At 64.9% G+C, this 14,180-nt stretch carries 25 protein-coding genes and 1 tRNA gene; 18 read left to right on the top strand and 8 right to left on the bottom strand.

Annotated elements, in window-relative coordinates; genetic code table 11:
• Positions 1 to 22 precede the first annotated feature (22 nt).
• From ACYVRU_RS07630 to ACYVRU_RS07640, 3 genes are all read right to left on the bottom strand, one after another.
• On the bottom strand, positions 23 to 2,065 hold the full coding sequence (locus ACYVRU_RS07630; RefSeq protein WP_461185944.1) for a Na+/H+ antiporter: 2,043 nt from the start codon (positions 2,063 to 2,065) through the stop codon (positions 23 to 25).
• 60 nt (positions 2,066 to 2,125) lie between these two features.
• Positions 2,126 to 3,787 carry an NYN domain-containing protein gene (locus ACYVRU_RS07635; protein ID WP_302233991.1) on the bottom strand — a complete coding sequence of 554 codons (1,662 nt, stop codon included), beginning with the start codon at positions 3,785 to 3,787 and terminating at the stop codon, positions 2,126 to 2,128.
• Between the two features lie 404 nt (positions 3,788 to 4,191).
• Positions 4,192 to 5,298 carry a tyrosine-type recombinase/integrase gene (locus ACYVRU_RS07640; protein ID WP_461185945.1) on the bottom strand — a complete coding sequence of 369 codons (1,107 nt, stop codon included), beginning with the start codon at positions 5,296 to 5,298 and terminating at the stop codon, positions 4,192 to 4,194.
• A gap of 52 nt (positions 5,299 to 5,350) precedes the next feature.
• Between ACYVRU_RS07640 and ACYVRU_RS07645 the strand changes: the two genes are divergently transcribed.
• A complete protein-coding gene (locus ACYVRU_RS07645; RefSeq protein ID WP_461185946.1) occupies positions 5,351 to 6,235 on the top strand; it encodes a hypothetical protein in 885 nt (294 codons plus the stop codon).
• A 207-nt stretch (positions 6,236 to 6,442) separates the two neighbouring features.
• Positions 6,443 to 6,589, top strand: coding sequence for a BC1881 family protein (locus tag ACYVRU_RS07650; protein ID WP_461185947.1), 147 nt, complete (start codon positions 6,443 to 6,445; stop codon positions 6,587 to 6,589).
• Here ACYVRU_RS07650 and ACYVRU_RS07655 read toward each other — a convergent pair.
• Genes ACYVRU_RS07655 through ACYVRU_RS07670 form a run of 4 tightly spaced genes read right to left on the bottom strand, consistent with a single transcriptional unit; the run spans position 6,586 to position 8,277 of the window.
• A complete protein-coding gene (locus tag ACYVRU_RS07655) occupies positions 6,586 to 6,792 on the bottom strand; it encodes a KTSC domain-containing protein (protein WP_461185948.1) in 207 nt (68 codons plus the stop codon). The genes ACYVRU_RS07650 and ACYVRU_RS07655 overlap by 4 nt on opposite strands.
• A gap of 16 nt (positions 6,793 to 6,808) precedes the next feature.
• Positions 6,809 to 7,231 carry a histidine kinase gene (locus ACYVRU_RS07660; RefSeq protein ID WP_461185949.1) on the bottom strand — a complete coding sequence of 141 codons (423 nt, stop codon included), beginning with the start codon at positions 7,229 to 7,231 and terminating at the stop codon, positions 6,809 to 6,811.
• Between the two features lie 59 nt (positions 7,232 to 7,290).
• Positions 7,291 to 7,872: a hypothetical protein gene (locus ACYVRU_RS07665; RefSeq protein WP_461185950.1), complete on the bottom strand. Its 582-nt coding sequence runs from the start codon at positions 7,870 to 7,872 to the stop codon at positions 7,291 to 7,293.
• Positions 7,873 to 8,277, bottom strand: a complete 405-nt coding sequence (locus ACYVRU_RS07670; protein ID WP_461185951.1) for a helix-turn-helix transcriptional regulator — start codon at positions 8,275 to 8,277, stop codon at positions 7,873 to 7,875.
• A gap of 115 nt (positions 8,278 to 8,392) precedes the next feature.
• Between ACYVRU_RS07670 and ACYVRU_RS07675 the strand changes: the two genes are divergently transcribed.
• From ACYVRU_RS07675 to ACYVRU_RS07700, 6 genes are all read left to right on the top strand, one after another.
• Entirely contained in the window at positions 8,393 to 8,593 is a 201-nt protein-coding gene (locus ACYVRU_RS07675; protein WP_461185952.1) for a hypothetical protein, read from the top strand.
• Positions 8,590 to 8,817: a helix-turn-helix transcriptional regulator gene (locus ACYVRU_RS07680; RefSeq protein WP_461185953.1), complete on the top strand. Its 228-nt coding sequence runs from the start codon at positions 8,590 to 8,592 to the stop codon at positions 8,815 to 8,817. The genes ACYVRU_RS07675 and ACYVRU_RS07680 overlap by 4 nt, the downstream gene beginning before the upstream one ends.
• 50 nt (positions 8,818 to 8,867) lie before the next feature.
• Entirely contained in the window at positions 8,868 to 9,026 is a 159-nt protein-coding gene (locus ACYVRU_RS07685) for a hypothetical protein (RefSeq protein WP_461185954.1), read from the top strand.
• The gene (locus ACYVRU_RS07690) at positions 9,026 to 9,244 is read left to right on the top strand and encodes a hypothetical protein (protein WP_461185955.1); all 219 of its coding nucleotides are present in this window, start codon (positions 9,026 to 9,028) and stop codon (positions 9,242 to 9,244) included. Before ACYVRU_RS07685 ends, ACYVRU_RS07690 begins: the two co-directional genes overlap by 1 nt.
• 15 nt (positions 9,245 to 9,259) lie before the next feature.
• The gene (locus ACYVRU_RS07695) at positions 9,260 to 9,613 is read left to right on the top strand and encodes a hypothetical protein (RefSeq protein ID WP_461185956.1); all 354 of its coding nucleotides are present in this window, start codon (positions 9,260 to 9,262) and stop codon (positions 9,611 to 9,613) included.
• Positions 9,614 to 9,678: 65 nt separating this feature from the next.
• A complete protein-coding gene (locus ACYVRU_RS07700; RefSeq protein WP_461185957.1) occupies positions 9,679 to 9,831 on the top strand; it encodes a hypothetical protein in 153 nt (50 codons plus the stop codon).
• On the opposite strand, the gene ACYVRU_RS07705 is transcribed toward ACYVRU_RS07700, so the two are convergent.
• A complete protein-coding gene (locus tag ACYVRU_RS07705; protein WP_461185958.1) occupies positions 9,828 to 10,001 on the bottom strand; it encodes a YjzC family protein in 174 nt (57 codons plus the stop codon). The two genes, ACYVRU_RS07700 and ACYVRU_RS07705, sit on opposite strands and share 4 nt — an antisense overlap.
• Before the next feature lie 168 nt (positions 10,002 to 10,169).
• On the opposite strand from ACYVRU_RS07705, the gene ACYVRU_RS07710 reads away from it, so the two are divergent.
• From ACYVRU_RS07710 to ACYVRU_RS07755, 10 genes are all read left to right on the top strand, one after another.
• A complete protein-coding gene (locus ACYVRU_RS07710) occupies positions 10,170 to 10,382 on the top strand; it encodes a helix-turn-helix transcriptional regulator (RefSeq protein ID WP_461185959.1) in 213 nt (70 codons plus the stop codon).
• A 5-nt stretch (positions 10,383 to 10,387) separates the two neighbouring features.
• Complete coding sequence (locus ACYVRU_RS07715) at positions 10,388 to 10,618, top strand: hypothetical protein (protein ID WP_461185960.1); 231 nt, start codon at positions 10,388 to 10,390, stop codon at positions 10,616 to 10,618.
• Between the two features lie 7 nt (positions 10,619 to 10,625).
• Positions 10,626 to 10,700 (top strand) — tRNA-Arg (locus ACYVRU_RS07720).
• 61 nt (positions 10,701 to 10,761) lie between these two features.
• Complete coding sequence (locus ACYVRU_RS07725) at positions 10,762 to 11,010, top strand: hypothetical protein (RefSeq protein WP_461185961.1); 249 nt, start codon at positions 10,762 to 10,764, stop codon at positions 11,008 to 11,010.
• Positions 10,998 to 11,198 (top strand): helix-turn-helix domain-containing protein, encoded by a 201-nt coding sequence (locus tag ACYVRU_RS07730; protein ID WP_461185962.1) that lies wholly within the window; start codon positions 10,998 to 11,000, stop codon positions 11,196 to 11,198. Before ACYVRU_RS07725 ends, ACYVRU_RS07730 begins: the two co-directional genes overlap by 13 nt.
• On the top strand, positions 11,195 to 11,431 hold the full coding sequence (locus ACYVRU_RS07735) for a hypothetical protein (RefSeq protein WP_461185963.1): 237 nt from the start codon (positions 11,195 to 11,197) through the stop codon (positions 11,429 to 11,431). The genes ACYVRU_RS07730 and ACYVRU_RS07735 overlap by 4 nt, the downstream gene beginning before the upstream one ends.
• Positions 11,418 to 11,861 (top strand): hypothetical protein, encoded by a 444-nt coding sequence (locus ACYVRU_RS07740; protein WP_461185964.1) that lies wholly within the window; start codon positions 11,418 to 11,420, stop codon positions 11,859 to 11,861. Before ACYVRU_RS07735 ends, ACYVRU_RS07740 begins: the two co-directional genes overlap by 14 nt.
• Positions 11,858 to 12,226, top strand: a complete 369-nt coding sequence (locus ACYVRU_RS07745; protein ID WP_461185965.1) for a RusA family crossover junction endodeoxyribonuclease — start codon at positions 11,858 to 11,860, stop codon at positions 12,224 to 12,226. Before ACYVRU_RS07740 ends, ACYVRU_RS07745 begins: the two co-directional genes overlap by 4 nt.
• Positions 12,223 to 12,774 (top strand): hypothetical protein, encoded by a 552-nt coding sequence (locus tag ACYVRU_RS07750; protein WP_461185966.1) that lies wholly within the window; start codon positions 12,223 to 12,225, stop codon positions 12,772 to 12,774. Before ACYVRU_RS07745 ends, ACYVRU_RS07750 begins: the two co-directional genes overlap by 4 nt.
• Positions 12,775 to 12,841: 67 nt before the next feature.
• Entirely contained in the window at positions 12,842 to 14,068 is a 1,227-nt protein-coding gene (locus ACYVRU_RS07755) for a hypothetical protein (RefSeq protein WP_461185967.1), read from the top strand.
• Positions 14,069 to 14,180: the final 112 nt, after the last annotated feature.

The following is a 14,180-nucleotide window of genomic DNA, read 5'->3' on the forward strand; positions in this document are numbered from 1 at the left end:
TCAGCGGAGGGGGCGCCGTTTTCTATACCGTGTCCTCCAGGTCCATCTGCATGAGCTGGACGCTCTCGCGCATGCGCTGGGCATGGGCGCGGGAGAGCCGGTCGTCCTCGTAGGCGCTCTGGATCTGCTCCAGCTCGAAGGTATAGGCCTTGCGCTTGATGTCCTCGGTGCGGTCGCCGGCCTTGATGACGGAGGTCACCGTGGGCCGCGCATCGTGCAGCGCCGCCACCGAGCGCTGGTACTCCACGAGCACCGCCGCCGCGTCCTCGGTGGGCACCTGGCTGGAAGCGACGGCCGCTTCCAAATGCTCCACGGCATAGGTGCGCGTGGCCGTCTGCAGCCAGCGCATCTCCTCGGTCTGCTCGGCCAGCTCCGTGTTGCCCGGCAGCTCGCGCAGCACCGCGCGCACGCCGCGGTGCCACAGCGCCCGGAAGCGGCCGTTCCAGCGCTTCAACGTGCCGTGCCCCTTGCCGTGCTGCAGAAGCTGCATGGCCTGCTCGAGACGCCCCATGTAGCGGTAGGCCACCACGCCGGAGACGACGCCGCGCTCCATCAGCTCCATGGCGCGCTCGTACTCCCACATAAGGGCCTGAACGCGCAGCTCCACGTTCATCTCGCTCTCGATGCCGTTGTTGGCCTTGATGCGCGCGAGGCGGTCGTTGTAGGAGCGAATGACCGCCTGGGTCTCCGCGCGGTTCTCCCGCGTCTGCTGGGCCGTCAGCATCTCGATGACCTCGCGCATGATATCCATGGTGGTGGCGGCGTCCTGGTCGATGCGGCGCAGCTCCTCCTCCCCCTTGTCGCGCGCCGGCGCCAGAAGCGGCACGACGAACGTGGCCAGAAGCAGCGTGCACACGATGACGCCGCAGGCGAGGAAGATCAGCAGCTCGCGCTGGGGGAAGGGCACGTTGGGCGGCCCGTAGACGGCATAGGTGGGAATGGAGAACATGATGGAGAGCGTGATGGTGCCCTTGGCCCCGCAAAACGTCGTGATGAGCGCGCTGCGCAAATCGCCTTTCCCGAACCGGCGCTTCTCGTCGCGACGCACATGGTAGAGATCCATGGCGAGCACCCACAGAAATCGCGTGGCCAGAAGCACGAAGGTGAGCCCGAAGACGAGCAGGATGAGCGTGGAGTTCGTGATGCGCACGTTCTCCCACGTGTCCTGCATGGCCAGGGGCAGCTGGGTTCCCAGAAGCACGAACACGATGCCGTTCAGGGCGTAGGTGAGCACGTGCCACACGCTGCCCGAGACGATGTTCATGCGCGAGACCGAAGGCCCGATAACCCCCTTGGGAGACGTGACGTTGATGAGCCCGGCCACCACCACGGCGATGACGCCGGAGACGTGGCACACGTTGGCCACCAGGTAGATGAGGAAGGGAATGAGCACTTCGAAGAGCACGTGGAAGTTCGTGTTCTCCACGCCGATGGAACGGGCGCGCTTGACGACCCAATTGCCGAGCAGCCCCAGCAGAATACCGAGCAGCAGGCCGCCGACGAATTCCACGAGGAAGTCGACCCCGGCGTCAACCAGGGAGAACGATCCGGTGACCACGGCGGCAATGGCGAATTGGAAGGACACGATACCCGAGGCGTCGTTCAAGAGCAGCTCGCCCTTCAACATGGAGGCCTGGCGCTTCGGGATGTCCACCTGCTTCGAAAGCGACGAGACCGCCACGGCGTCGGTGGGGCCCAAGGCCGCGCCCAGGGCGAAGGCCGCCGCCAGCGGAATGGAGGGCACGAACGCGTTCAGCAGGAAGCCGATGACGAGCGTCGTGGCCACCACCAGGCCTATGGCCAGGGAGAGCACGGGCTTGCGCTCGCGCCAGAGCGCCTGCTTGTCGGCGTGCTTCGCCTCGTCGTAGAGCAAAGGCGCGATGAACATGACGAGGAACAGCTCCGGGTCGAGCGTCACCTCCACCTCGCCGCCGGCCACAACGGCAATGAGGAGCCCGATGACGATCTGGATGAGCGGAAGCGAGACGCGCGGGATAATCTGGTCGATGAGCGAGGACGCCAAGACGGCGACGAGCAGGAGCAGACCGAGGGTCAGCGCTTCCACAAATGCATCTCCTTTTGGGTGTCGGCAATGGGCGAATAAGATATTTTAGAGCATGGCGGGCTATTGGGAAAGGCGCACGCGGAAGTTGCGGCCGCTCTTCTCCAGCTCGTAATCTCCCACCGAGGCCATGTACTGGCGCATCTGGGAATAGCCGAGGTCGCGCACCTTGAAGTCCTTGAACTTGGCACGCAAGGCGTCGGTGATGGTGGAGAGCATGATGCCCTCGGCGCCAGCGCCGGCCACCAGCTCGCGGATGTAGCCGGCCGGGGTGTCGCCCGCGGGCTTCTTCTTGCGAACCGGCGCCTTCTGGGGGGCCTCCTTCTTGGCCGTGTTCTTCTTCGCGGCAGTCTTCTTGGCGGTCTCCTTCTTCGCGGCAGTCTTCTTGGCGGCCGGGTTCTCCTCCGCCTTCGACTTGGCCGCCTGGCGGCGCCGCGTCGGCTTTTCCGTCTCCGCGGGCTTCTCGGCCTCCGTCGGCTCCTTCGTCTCGCGCGTCTTCGCCTCTTCGGTGGCATCGGCTTTCTTCGTCTGGCGGGTCTTGCGCTCGGCGCGGGCGCGGCGGCCGGGCCGCACGTCCTTCTGAGCCTCCGGTGCCACAGGTTCTGTCTCCGGCGCTGCCTCCACGACCACTTCGACGGCCTCGGACGCCGGCACCTCCACCGCCACTTTGGTGGAAACATCCGACTGCTCCGCTTCGCCCTCGGGCAACGCCGCGGCGGCCTGGCGGCCCTCCGACAAACGCCCCACGGCCTTCGTCGCAACCCGGCGCGTACCGCGATGGCTGCGCGAGCGGCGATTCGGCTTCTCGGGCTTCTCCATCTCGGGCTTCTCGGCCTCGGCCGAGGACGCCTCAGTCGCGGCCGCCTCTCCATCGAGCTCAGAGGTGACGTCGGCAGCCTCTTCTGCCTTAGCGGCCTTCTCGGCCTTCGCGGCCTTCTCGGGCTTCCCCGCCCCCTCGGGCTTCCCCGCACGCTCGGGCTTCTCCGCCTTCTCGGGGCGCTCCTCGCCCTCGGCGAGTTCCACGGTGACCGAACTGTGGTCTTTGGTGATGCGCACCCGCGTGAACTCCTCGAGCAGCTTCGAGAGCAGGTTCGTGCCGTAGCTGCGCACGTCGAAATCGGGGTAGCGCTTCTGCAGGCGGCTGCCGATCTCGCCCAAGCCGGTGGCCTTGCCGTTGTTCTGGTTGTCGGTGATGATGTCCACCACGGCCTGCTCCACGGAGTCCTTCGGCACCGCGTTGCTGCCGCCGCCCTTCTCGTTGCGCTTGTTCTGCACAAGCAGCTCGAGCGTGGTGAACACGTCGCAGGCGCGCCGGAAGGGCGTGGGGGTCTTCTTCTCCCCCATGCCGATGACCATGCGCCCGCTCTCGCGCAGACGGCTGGCCAGGCGCGTGAAGTCCGAGTCGCTGGACACGAGGCAGAAGCCATCGACGTTGTCGGTGTAGAGGATGTCCATGGCGTCGATGATCATGGCGGAATCCGTGGCATTCTTGCCCTGGGTGTAGCCGAACTGCTGGATGGGCGTGATGGAGTTCTCCAGCAGCGCGTCCTTCCATTTCGCGTGCAGGGTGAGCGTCCAGTCGCCGTAGATGCGCTTGATAGTGACGGTGCCATACTTCGACAGCTCGTTCAAGATCGGCTTCAAGTAGCGCGCCGACACGTTGTCCGCGTCGATGAGCAGCGCGAAGCGGCGGTCGGACGACTCAGTGGTTGTCTTTGATTCCATGGGAGGTAAATTCCTTGCTTGAGATAAGGGGCCTTTGTCACTCAGTATGGCACACTTCGGCCTAAAATGCTGCACCTATCTTGGACTCAGGTCAAGCCGTAACGTTGAGAAGCGCCTTTCCTCCCGAGAATACAGGAAGTCGGGGGATAGGGGCAGCCGAGGCAACAAAAAAGCCAGCGACGATAAGCCGCTGGCCTAGCATTTCAGTGGTGCACCATGAAGGACTCGAACCTTCGACCTTGGGATTAAGAGTGGGGGCGGGCCTCCATCCGTTTTTCAGCACAGCACTCTTACCTGGTGTTTCTTTCTCCGCTTTGGCGTACTTTAGTTCGCTTTTCATCGCCTTTCCGAGCACTTGAGGGACGTTGAGGGAAAGCCTTCCCTCAAAATCGGCCCCTTTTCCCTCAGCGCGACATGAGCCCGATCTTCGCGTCAGCGTCGAGCCTGTTGTAGTGCCTGTAGTCGGTCGTGAGGTTCGCGTGGCGCATCAGCTTGGAGATCAGCGAGTCCTCGTATCCCTTGCGGTGGAGCATGGTGCTGTAGGAGTTTCTCAGGTTGCCGAAGGGCACGTATCGGTGGGGCGACAGGGACAGCCACCGCTTGTAGGCCCTCGTGACCGTCTCGGGGTCGATGGGGCCGCCGAAGCCGTCGTCCACGAGCCACGTCCCGCCCTCCGCGAGGACCGCGTCGGCGATCTCCTTGAGGCGTCCCGAGTACGGCGGCGGCACGATCAGGGGCTCGGCGCGGTAGTCGTTCTTGGCCCGGTCGAGCACCGTCACCTCGCCGTCCAGGAGGTGCACGCCCCTGTTCACGGGGCACACCGCCCAAAGGCCCCTCTCGTTCTCGCGCCACTCGATCTCGGGGGCCTGGACGCCTATCGCCTCGGCCCTCTGCGCGCCCCCGAACGCCGCCAGGATGTAGTACGGCTCCCACAGCTCGCCCTCGCACTCCCGGAAGATCGACTCCAGCTCGTCGGGGTCGTAGATGTCGGAGCTGCGCTGGCGCGCGCTCTTGGCGGTGGGCATGATGTACCGCTTGCCCAGGGGGTGGTGGTCGATGTACTCCAGGTCCTCGGCGCGGTTCATGACGATCTTGAAGATGGCCCTGGCGTGCCTGGCGGTGCCGAACGTCATGCCCGACAGCCACTCCTGCACGTCCCTGGCCCTTATGTCCTCCAGCGCCGTCTCGCCGAACGTCGGCTCTATGCTGTGCCTGAAGTACCTCACATAGCCCTTGTACGTGGTGAGCGCCAGCGGCTTGTTTCCGGACTCCGGCGGGGCTTCCAGGCGCCGCTCGCACTCGGGGACGAACACGCCCCAGAAGAACGACGACAGCGAGGTGCGCGGCCCTCCCCCGCCCTCGTACTTGAGCCGAAGGGCCGCGAGCTGCCTGTCGGCCTCCCTGGCGGTGCCCCTGAACATGACCGACTTCTGCTTCCCGCCCACGCGGTAGCGCAGCTCCCACGACCCCTTGGCCTTCTGCCTCTTCGTTCCCCAGGACGACTTCGCCATGGTACAATCACCTCTCTCTTCCATTGCAGACAAAACCGACGGAGGTGCCGGCATGGACGCAGCCAAGCAGATCGTCACCGTGAAGTTCGACGGGCAGGCCCACCAGGTCGATGTTCACACATTCACGAACGTCGTGCTCGACTACTCCTCCGTGCTCCAGATGACGGCAAAGGAGATCGGCGTCAGCTCGCCCGTGAACGTGTCCATCGCCGCGACCGGGGAGGGAAGCCTCGACGTGATGCTCTCCGTGGCGGCCGAGCAGGCCAGCGGCATCCTCGCCCTCCTCAACGACAACCAGGGCGCTATAGAGGCTGTCGGAGCAGTAGTGGCAGCGGCGACCGGTCTCTACAGATTCAAACAAGGACTCGCCGGCAAGCAGAAGGTCGAGAAGACGGCGGAGACGCCAGAGACCGTCACGGTAAATGCGGACGGCGAGGACATCACCGTTGCAAGAAACGTCTACAACGTCTATATGAACTGCCCGAATGCAACGGATGCGATAGACAACACGTTCTCCACCCTCGACGAGAACCCGGCCGTTTCCGGGCTCCAGATGTCCACCAACGGCAATGTGTCGTTCAGGGCAGAGCGAGACGAGTTCTCTGCCATAGCGAGCTCTCCCAACTACGAGGGGGATACCACCAGGCACATCGAGGCGCGAGACTGGCTGACGGTGGTCAAGCCGTTCCTCGCAAAATCCAAGACGAGAAAATGGGAGTTCATCTACCAGGGCAGCAAGATAACCGCCTGCGTGACCGATGACGGCTTTCTCGACTCCATAGAGTCCGTCCCGTTCAAAGTGGGCATGAAGATGCTCGTCGATCTCGACATAGTCCAAGAGTACAGCGCACCTTACGATACGTGGCTTAACAAGAAGTACACCGTGGTGCACGTCATAGACGAGGAGTACCCGACTAGGAACGAGCCGCTGTTCTGATGCCCCTGGGGGCACTTCCTTCAATAGCATGGTACAATGCACCTGCCTTCCGTTCATCGGATGGTTATCGCTGCGAGCCCCGCCTCCGTCGCCAAACTGACGCGGGGCTCGACTTGTCTACATATTTCGTTGCCAAACGCCCTTGGCAACATTTTTCGTTGCCGGCGACTCCTCCCCTACCATGGCTGCAGTAGATAGGAGGAGATCATGAGCAGCCTTTCCGAAGTTCCCACCTGCGAGCTGGTCGATGAGCTGAAGCGCCGCGAGGGCGTGGAGTCCGTCTCGCTGTCGCCCTACGCCGAGGCGACCGTGCCCGCCGAGGGGCCGGCGGTGGTGCTCGTCGTGACCGACTAGCCCACCTTCTGGTACGGGAAAGAGTTCCTGACGAACCGGTGGAAGTACCTCCCATGGGACGGAGCCGCCATCAGCTCGCGGTAGACGTGCTCAGGCACGCCCGTGTAGCGGTACGTGCCGCCTGAGTGGAACTCGACGTAGAGCGTCCCGCGCTCGTAGCCCACGGCGGCCAAATCCGACGATGCCACTGGAACCATTCTCATACCTCAAATCCTTTCGCTACATGAACGGCTTCGCAGCCCCGAGCCAGTAGCCGAAGAGCGTTCCGCCGATTGCTGCAACGACACCGACGAGAGCAGTGAACACGCTGATTTTCCAATCATGGCGCATATCCTCTTTGCGCTCTTGGATTCTCCTCTTCTCGGCTGCGGCTTCATCGTCGCGCTTTTTCACGAACGAAAAGCCCGCTGCGTACACTTCCAGCACCATTGGATCTCCGCCGTAGTAAACGACGTTTATCATCTTCGCCTGATCCAGATGTCGGACGATGACGCCCTCAGCACTTTCCCTTGGATAAATCAGGTTGAGGGCCGGTTTGGTCTCATGGTCTCGTCGACGGTCTGCTTCGACCAGCTGCCGCAAAACGGCCTCGTGCTCTTCGTCTAGAACGTCGATGTCGGGATAGCTGCTTCTATCTGCCACAAAAGACCCCTCTCCTACTCCATCTCCCTCACAGGCTGATACCGCGCGATCACGCCGGGCTACCCCGTTTCCCCGGGCGGAGCCGAAGCGAGCCGAACCGCCCTCTTCTCCGCATCGACCAGCAGTCTCCCGTGGCCGAGCCGGCGCACCTCGTCGAAGAAGAACGCCTCGTGCCTAGCGAACAGGGCCCGCTTCTCCGGCTCAAGATCCATGCGGTACGACGAGAGGCCCCCGATCTCGACCGGCGCGGTGTAGACCACTCCGGCCCTCACCGTCGGATCGCCCACGGCGGCGGCGTCTCCCTTCGCCATCTTGAACCCGCTGCAGTACAGATCGGCGATGAGATCGAGGGCGAACAGGTCTCCGCACGACAGGTCGCGCGTTATCTGCTCGCGCTCGGCGGCGACACTGTCCCTCGCCATCCTCCGTTTGTGCGCATTCCATCCGAGCAGGAACCCCGCGATGAGCATGAGGATGGGCAGCAGCCCCTGGAAGAGGGCCACCAGCCGGTTCCCGAACCACCCGCACTCGATGCCGAAAACAGGAAGCCACGATGGGGCCGAAAGGAAGGCCGAGACGGCCGCGCCGATCAAGAGCACCCGCCAGTCCTTCGCCGAGAGCTTGTCGCTTTCGCCGCTCACCTACGCGCTCCTCTCCACCGGGGCCGGAACTCCATGAGGTTCGGCCCTATCTTTTTCGATGCGCGTGTCAGGAGACCCGCTCATCAGCTCGGCCGAGTTCAGGAGCGCCGCCCTCCCCTTCGCGTTCATGGACTCCCAGTAGCCGTTGAGCGCCGCCTGGTCGGGGTCGGCGTAGGAAACGGGCGGGTCGTACCCTGCTATGGCGTCGATGGAGCAGCCGAGGATCACCGCGCAGTCGTATGCCTGCTTGAGGGACAGCATCCGCTCTCCCCTCTCCCATGTGCCATATCTGCTGGTTTTCACGCCCAGCTTTTCGGCCATTTCATCCTGAGAAAGACCCTTAAGAGTTCGCAGCTTTTTCAACTGTAAGTTCATCTTCTGCCCTTTCTCTTCAACACAGATCATACATGGATATTTGAACAAGTTCAACAGAAAGGTGAAATAAATGCTTGACATTTCAGCTTTACGCTGATTAAATCGGAATCACTTCATCAGAAAGTTGAAGTTGTAAGGAGAACCCGTGAAGGAAGGAGGTGTCGCCATGCCGGGCAAGACCGCCTTCTACGTCGCCTGGTGGTCGAGCATGTCGGCGACGTTCGCCCTCTTGGCAGCGGGCGACGTCGCCGCGAGCGTCCCGTTCTCGGTGTTCAACATGCTCTGCACGGGGTACGCGCTCGGATGGGCGCTGCACGGCAAGCTGAGAGGAGGTGACGGCAAGTGAGCTACAGCAACGAGAAGATGGCGCGCAACCTCAAGGTCGAGCGAGCCAAGCGCGGATGGAGCCAGGAGGACCTGGCGGAGGCGTCCGGCGTCGGGCAGAACAGCATCGCCCGGTACGAGATGGGCGGCACCACGCCCGGCCTCGACCAGGCGTTCAAGATCGCATCGGCCCTGGGCTGCTCCATCGACGACATTGCCGGCTGGCAGCCGCCCGAGGCGGCGTAACGACGAGCGCAAGACCATCGCCTGACGGCGATCTTCAAGAAAGGAGGCACATGAGCGCGGAGGAGAAATGGAAGCGGAGGTACTTCCGCGTGCTGGGATTCGCCCGGCGCCTCGTCCGGGAACTGGGCAGGTTCAGCCCCGAGAGCGCGGAGGTTGCCGAGCGAAAGCTCGCAGCCGTCGCCGGCGTCCGGAAGGGAGGTGAGGACTAGTGCCCTACTACCCCAACTTGGCCGCGGCCATGGCGAGCCGCGGCCCGTACCAGAAGGACATCGCTCGCGTGGTCGGGCGGCGCGCCGAGACAGTGGGCCAGTGGATGGACGGCAAGGAGTGCGGCTTCCCGGTCGGCTCCGCCTTCAAGATCCGCGACGAGCTGTTCCCCGGCATGAGCATCGAGGAGCTGTTCAGCACCGAGCAGCCGCCGGCGTAGGAAGGAGGTGGAGCCATGACGAAGTGGCAGTTCGAAACGATCGAGGAGGCCTTGAGCCAGGCAAGCCTTGCCCTCTACGCGGCCGAGAAGATGATGGAGAAGAGGTCGGGCGAGAAGGTCTACGAAACGGCGGCGGCTAACAAGCGGGAGCGAATCCTGGAAAAGGGCGCCGCCGTAATCGGCTCAACCGGTTTCTCTTTGATAGTCGGTGCCATGGGAGCGGCGACCAACAGGGCCCTAGTGCTCAACTTCGGCACCGAGGCTGCGGACGCAGTGACAGCCGTCTGCTTTTTTGGAGGCATCGCGGTGTGTGCTCTGGCGATAGCCATCGAATCACTGCCGCGCTGGCTCAAGGGCAAGCCGCTGTAATAGCCGGCTGGCAGCCGCCCGAGGCGGCGTAGGACGGCGATCCTCAACCAGAAAGGAGGCAGGAGTTGATCCACCATTGCATCACGAAATACCGCGAAGACGGCACCCTGTGGGCCGAGGCGTGGATCCAAGTCGATCTGCTCGGCAGGATCTGGTGCCTGTCGCGCAGGAGGATCCCAGTAGGGGGAGAGCCCCCCGAAGGGGGCTCGGCGAGCTAGCGCGAGATGCGCTCCCACGTGCGCCCGCCCTCCTGCGTGGGCGGGAGACGGTCGCCCCAGTCGATCGTTACCTGGCGGGCGTCCTGGACGACGCCGCCGCGCGGGCCTCGCTCGACGTACTCGCCGGGGCGCTGGTTGTCCTCGCCCGGCTTGTGGAGGTCTCTTTCCATGGGTGTTCCTCCTTTCTTCTGCTAATGGGCTTGCAGGTCCAGAGGGGGCTTTGGCAAAGGTGACCCTCTTGATCAGAGCATAAGGGGAACATAAGTTCCCGTCAATCGAACATATTGTGTTTTCTATCTTCATAAAACGCAATATGTGGTGGAAAGAAGGTGGAAAAGATGTTGAGAACCATCCGCGAGAGGAGCGGGCTCACCCAGGCCCAGCTCGCAGAGCGCGTTGGCGTGACCGTCAGGGCCGTGCGCAAGTGGGAGACGGCGGGAATCAGGCACGCGTCGCTGGGGAACGCCGAGAGGGCGGCTGCCGTGCTCGGATGCTGCGTGACCGACCTGCTCCGCGAGCCCGACGGGAAGCAGAAAGACGAGAGGAGGTGATTCATATGCCCGAGATCGGATTCCCCGTGGAGGACAAGGCGCTGTTCGTGCGCCGCATCAACGAGGCCCTGATCGAGTGCGGGGCCGGGCGCTACGACTGGCTGCGCGAGACGCCGATGGAGTACGTCCGCGAGGGCGCGAGCGAGTTCGTGGAATGCGGATGCCGCCGAGCCTTCGTGACCATCGACTCGCTGCCGGCCATGATGGGCGACATCCACCGGCAGCTGCCGCTGTGACCCATGCGCCCGCCTAGCCCAACGGACAGGGCGCCGGCCTCCTAAGCCGGGCGTCGGGGTTCGATTCCCCGGGCGGGCGCCAGTTTCAAAAAAATCTCCGAAACGAATTCGTAGTTTCGAGTTTTACCAGATAGGAGGAAGGAATGACACCGGAGAAGATCGCCGAGGCCATGGAGGTCATGGCCGAGGCCCAGCGCGAGGAGCCGCCCGAGGGCGAGCCCCGCGTCCACTGCGACGTGGCCGTGGCCAGCGTCGGGGAGGACGACCAGATCCTCGTGCTCGTCAGCGCGGGCAGCCGCGTGCACGACGCGCTCGCCGACAACGGCTTCTACGTCCGCACGGATCGCGGCGTGTGCCTCGTCGAGTGGAGGGAGGGGGCATGCAGTGCGTAGAGATGCCGATCTCCCCCAAGGAGGCCGCCGAGATGTGCGGCGTGGGCCTGGGCTCGATCTACGCCGCCATCGCGGAGGGGTCGCTCAAGGCGCGCCACAAGCGGGGGCAGTCGTCCCGCTGGTGGATCCTGCGCTCGGACCTGGAGGCGTGGGCCTCGGGCGGGATGTTCGAGGAGGAGCAGCCATGAGGCCGTTCCAGATGCCGGCGCGGCGCCGCTACCAACGTCAGCCGCGCCGGGAGGTGCACCCCCGGAGGGCGCCCCGCAAAGCGTACCACATCCCCGCCGTCCTGCGCGACTCGTTCGCCGTGGCCATGGGAGCGTTGATCGCCGCGAGCGTCCTTCTGGCCGCCACGGGCATCTACCAGGTCGGCTACGACAACGGCCTGAAGGCCCGGGAGGTGGCCCATGTTGAACGCTGACGGCATCGAGCGCGGCCTGTACGACGGCGCCCCCATGACCCCCGAGCGGCGCGTGGAGCACGCCCTCGCCTGGATCGCGGAGGACTACCCGCGCAAGTGGCTGCGGCTCGTGAACCTGTGCGAGCGCGCGGCGGCGTCCGGCTGGCCGCGCATCCGGCGCGGGGACCTGTTCGTGCTGGCGTCCCAGCAGGGCATGGAGGTGAGCCTGTGCCGCGAGTTCCGCATGGACAACAACCTGTGGTCGGTGCTCTCGCGCTACCTGCTCATGTTCCGGCCCGCGCTGTCCGACGTGATCTTCCCCCGCAGAACCCCCGAGCTGGACGAGGGGCTGGACTTCGAGGAGCTGTGGCACCGCGACGTGGCCGCGAGCACCTTCTTCCGAGCCCCGGACTGGCGGGCGGCCGCCAGGCAGAGGGGGCGGGCGGCGTGAGGGCGTCCATGGTGATCGAGGGGCGCATGCCGTCGCTCAACGACTACGTGCGCGCGGTGAACGCCAACCGCTTCAAGGGCAACGCCATGAAGCAGGAGTGCACCTCGCTCGCCGCGTGGGCCGCCAAGGCGGCCAGGATGCCGCGCTTCGCCCGCCCCGTAACCGTGAGGTTCACGTGGGTGGAGGGCAACCGCCGGCGCGACATCGACAACGTGGCGTTCGCGAAGAAGTTCGTCCTGGACGGCCTGGTGCAGGCGGGCGTGATCGGCAACGACACCCCGCAGTACGTGACCGGCTTCGAGGACAGGTTCGCATACGACGGGAGGCATCCCAGGATCATCGTGGAGGTGACCGACGAGGCATGAGGAAAGGGGCCAAGAGGCGGGACTGGACGGTGGCCGATCTGCAGTTCCTCCGGGACAACGCGGGGAGGATTCCGAGGCGCGATCTGTCGCGCGCCCTCAAGCGGGGCGCGAGGGCCATCGAGAGCCAGGTGTACCTCATGCGGAAGTCAGGAGAGGACGTGACGCTGCGGTGCTTCCGGTCGCGATTGGCAACCTGCCCCTCGTGCGGGGCGCGCCGCAGCCGCATGGGATCGGAGGGCATCTGCGAGCCGTGCCGGAGGCGCCGCCAGCTCGCCAAGGTGCAGGGGCGCATCTCCGACCTCCTGGCCAAGCTCCCGCCCGGGGAGCGCGCCGTCTACGACGCCACCGAGGCCGAGACGGAGAGCGGCTGGGACCCCATGCCCCCTCCCCCCTCCCTCGCCGGGCTGGGCCGCTACGAGCGGGCGCGCGCCGAGGAGGCCCGCGAGATCGCCGTGGAGGACTGGCTCGCCCGAAACCTCAGGCGCCAGGTCAAGGCCGCCCAGAAGCGCAAGGAGCGCATCGAGGAAAAAGTGAGAATGAATTCGTAGTTTCGAGTTTTACCAGATAGGAGCAACAAAATGAGCAAGAGCACCGAAAAGACGAAGGAGGCGCCCCGTGGCTAGCATCGAGACCGTCAGCATCGAGGACGTGTTCCCCCTGGAGGACGAGTACGGCAACTCCATGGCGCGGCGCGACTACACGCTCAAGGCCAACAAGGACTACGTCAAGCGCCTGGCCGAGTCGTTCAACCCCGAGACCAAGCAGCCCGACGAGCCGCCGGTGCTCGTGCGCGACAGGGGCATCTACCGCATCAAGGCCGGCAACTCCCGCGTTGAGGCCATGCGCCTCTTGAAGGTCAAGTCCTTCGCTGCCGTGGTGGAGGACGGCGACGAGAGGGCCGTCGTGGAGGCCGCCTGGCGCACCGATACCAAGAAGACCTACGAGGAGGCCGAGCGCGCCGACATCTTCAAGGCGCTCACCCTGTTCGGCGACGACGAGTACGTGTCCCAGGTCACCGGCATCGACGCCGAGCGCGTCAAGCGCATCCGCCGCGGCTCCAAGCGCAGCGGCGAGTCGGTGGAGCAGATGACCATGGAGTGGATGGAGGCCGTCGGCGAGTTCGAGGACGACCCCGAGGCGGCCAAGGCCATCCTGGACGCCGGAGCGAGCGGGTGGAAGTGGGAGGCCGAGCGGCGCCGGTCGGCCCGCGACCGTGCGCAGTGGCGCGCCGAGATGGAGACGGCCCTGGCAGATGCGGGCGTGGAGGTCGTGGAGGGGAGCCCCGCCGGCATGTCGTACAAGGGGCTCATCAACTCCCCCGAAGACCTCGACGGGTTCGACATCGAGCCGGGAGCGGTGGCCGAGTTCAACGGCTGCAACTCGTGCGCGTGGCTCTACTTCCCGGCCGCCGAGGAGGCCCCGGACCCCGAGGAGGAGAAGATGCGCGCCCGCCGGGACGAGGCCGTCGCCCAGTTCGAGGAGGCCGACGCCTCGCGCTCCGCGTGGCTCGCCGGGCACCTTCTGGAGATCGACCCGGGGACCATCGTCGCGGCCATGGCGCCGGGGGCCGAGATCGACGTGTACGAATACGACGTTAACGAGTTCTGCGAGCTGCACGAGGTCGACCTGCCCATGGGGCCGGCCGTGACCATCGCCGCGTTCTGCCACCTGAGCGAATGCCCTGTTGACAAATGGAGCCGCGAGATGATCGCCGACAACTGCCGCGACTTCGTCGCGCTGACCGACGCCATGGAGCTGTGCGGCTACGAGCCGCCCGAGGCCGAGCAGAGGCTGTACCAGACGTGCATGGACGCCATCGGGAAGGAGGACAAGGATGAGTAGCGAGGCCGTGGAGTGTTAGCGCTACCGCAAAATCAGCCGAACGCGCCACTCTATCCCGCCGGCGGCGCCCCCGGTTCCCGGCCGGGGGCGCTACCGCACTTTGGCCGCCCGC

It is taken from the genome of Adlercreutzia sp. CNCM I-6216, from assembly GCF_977113345.1.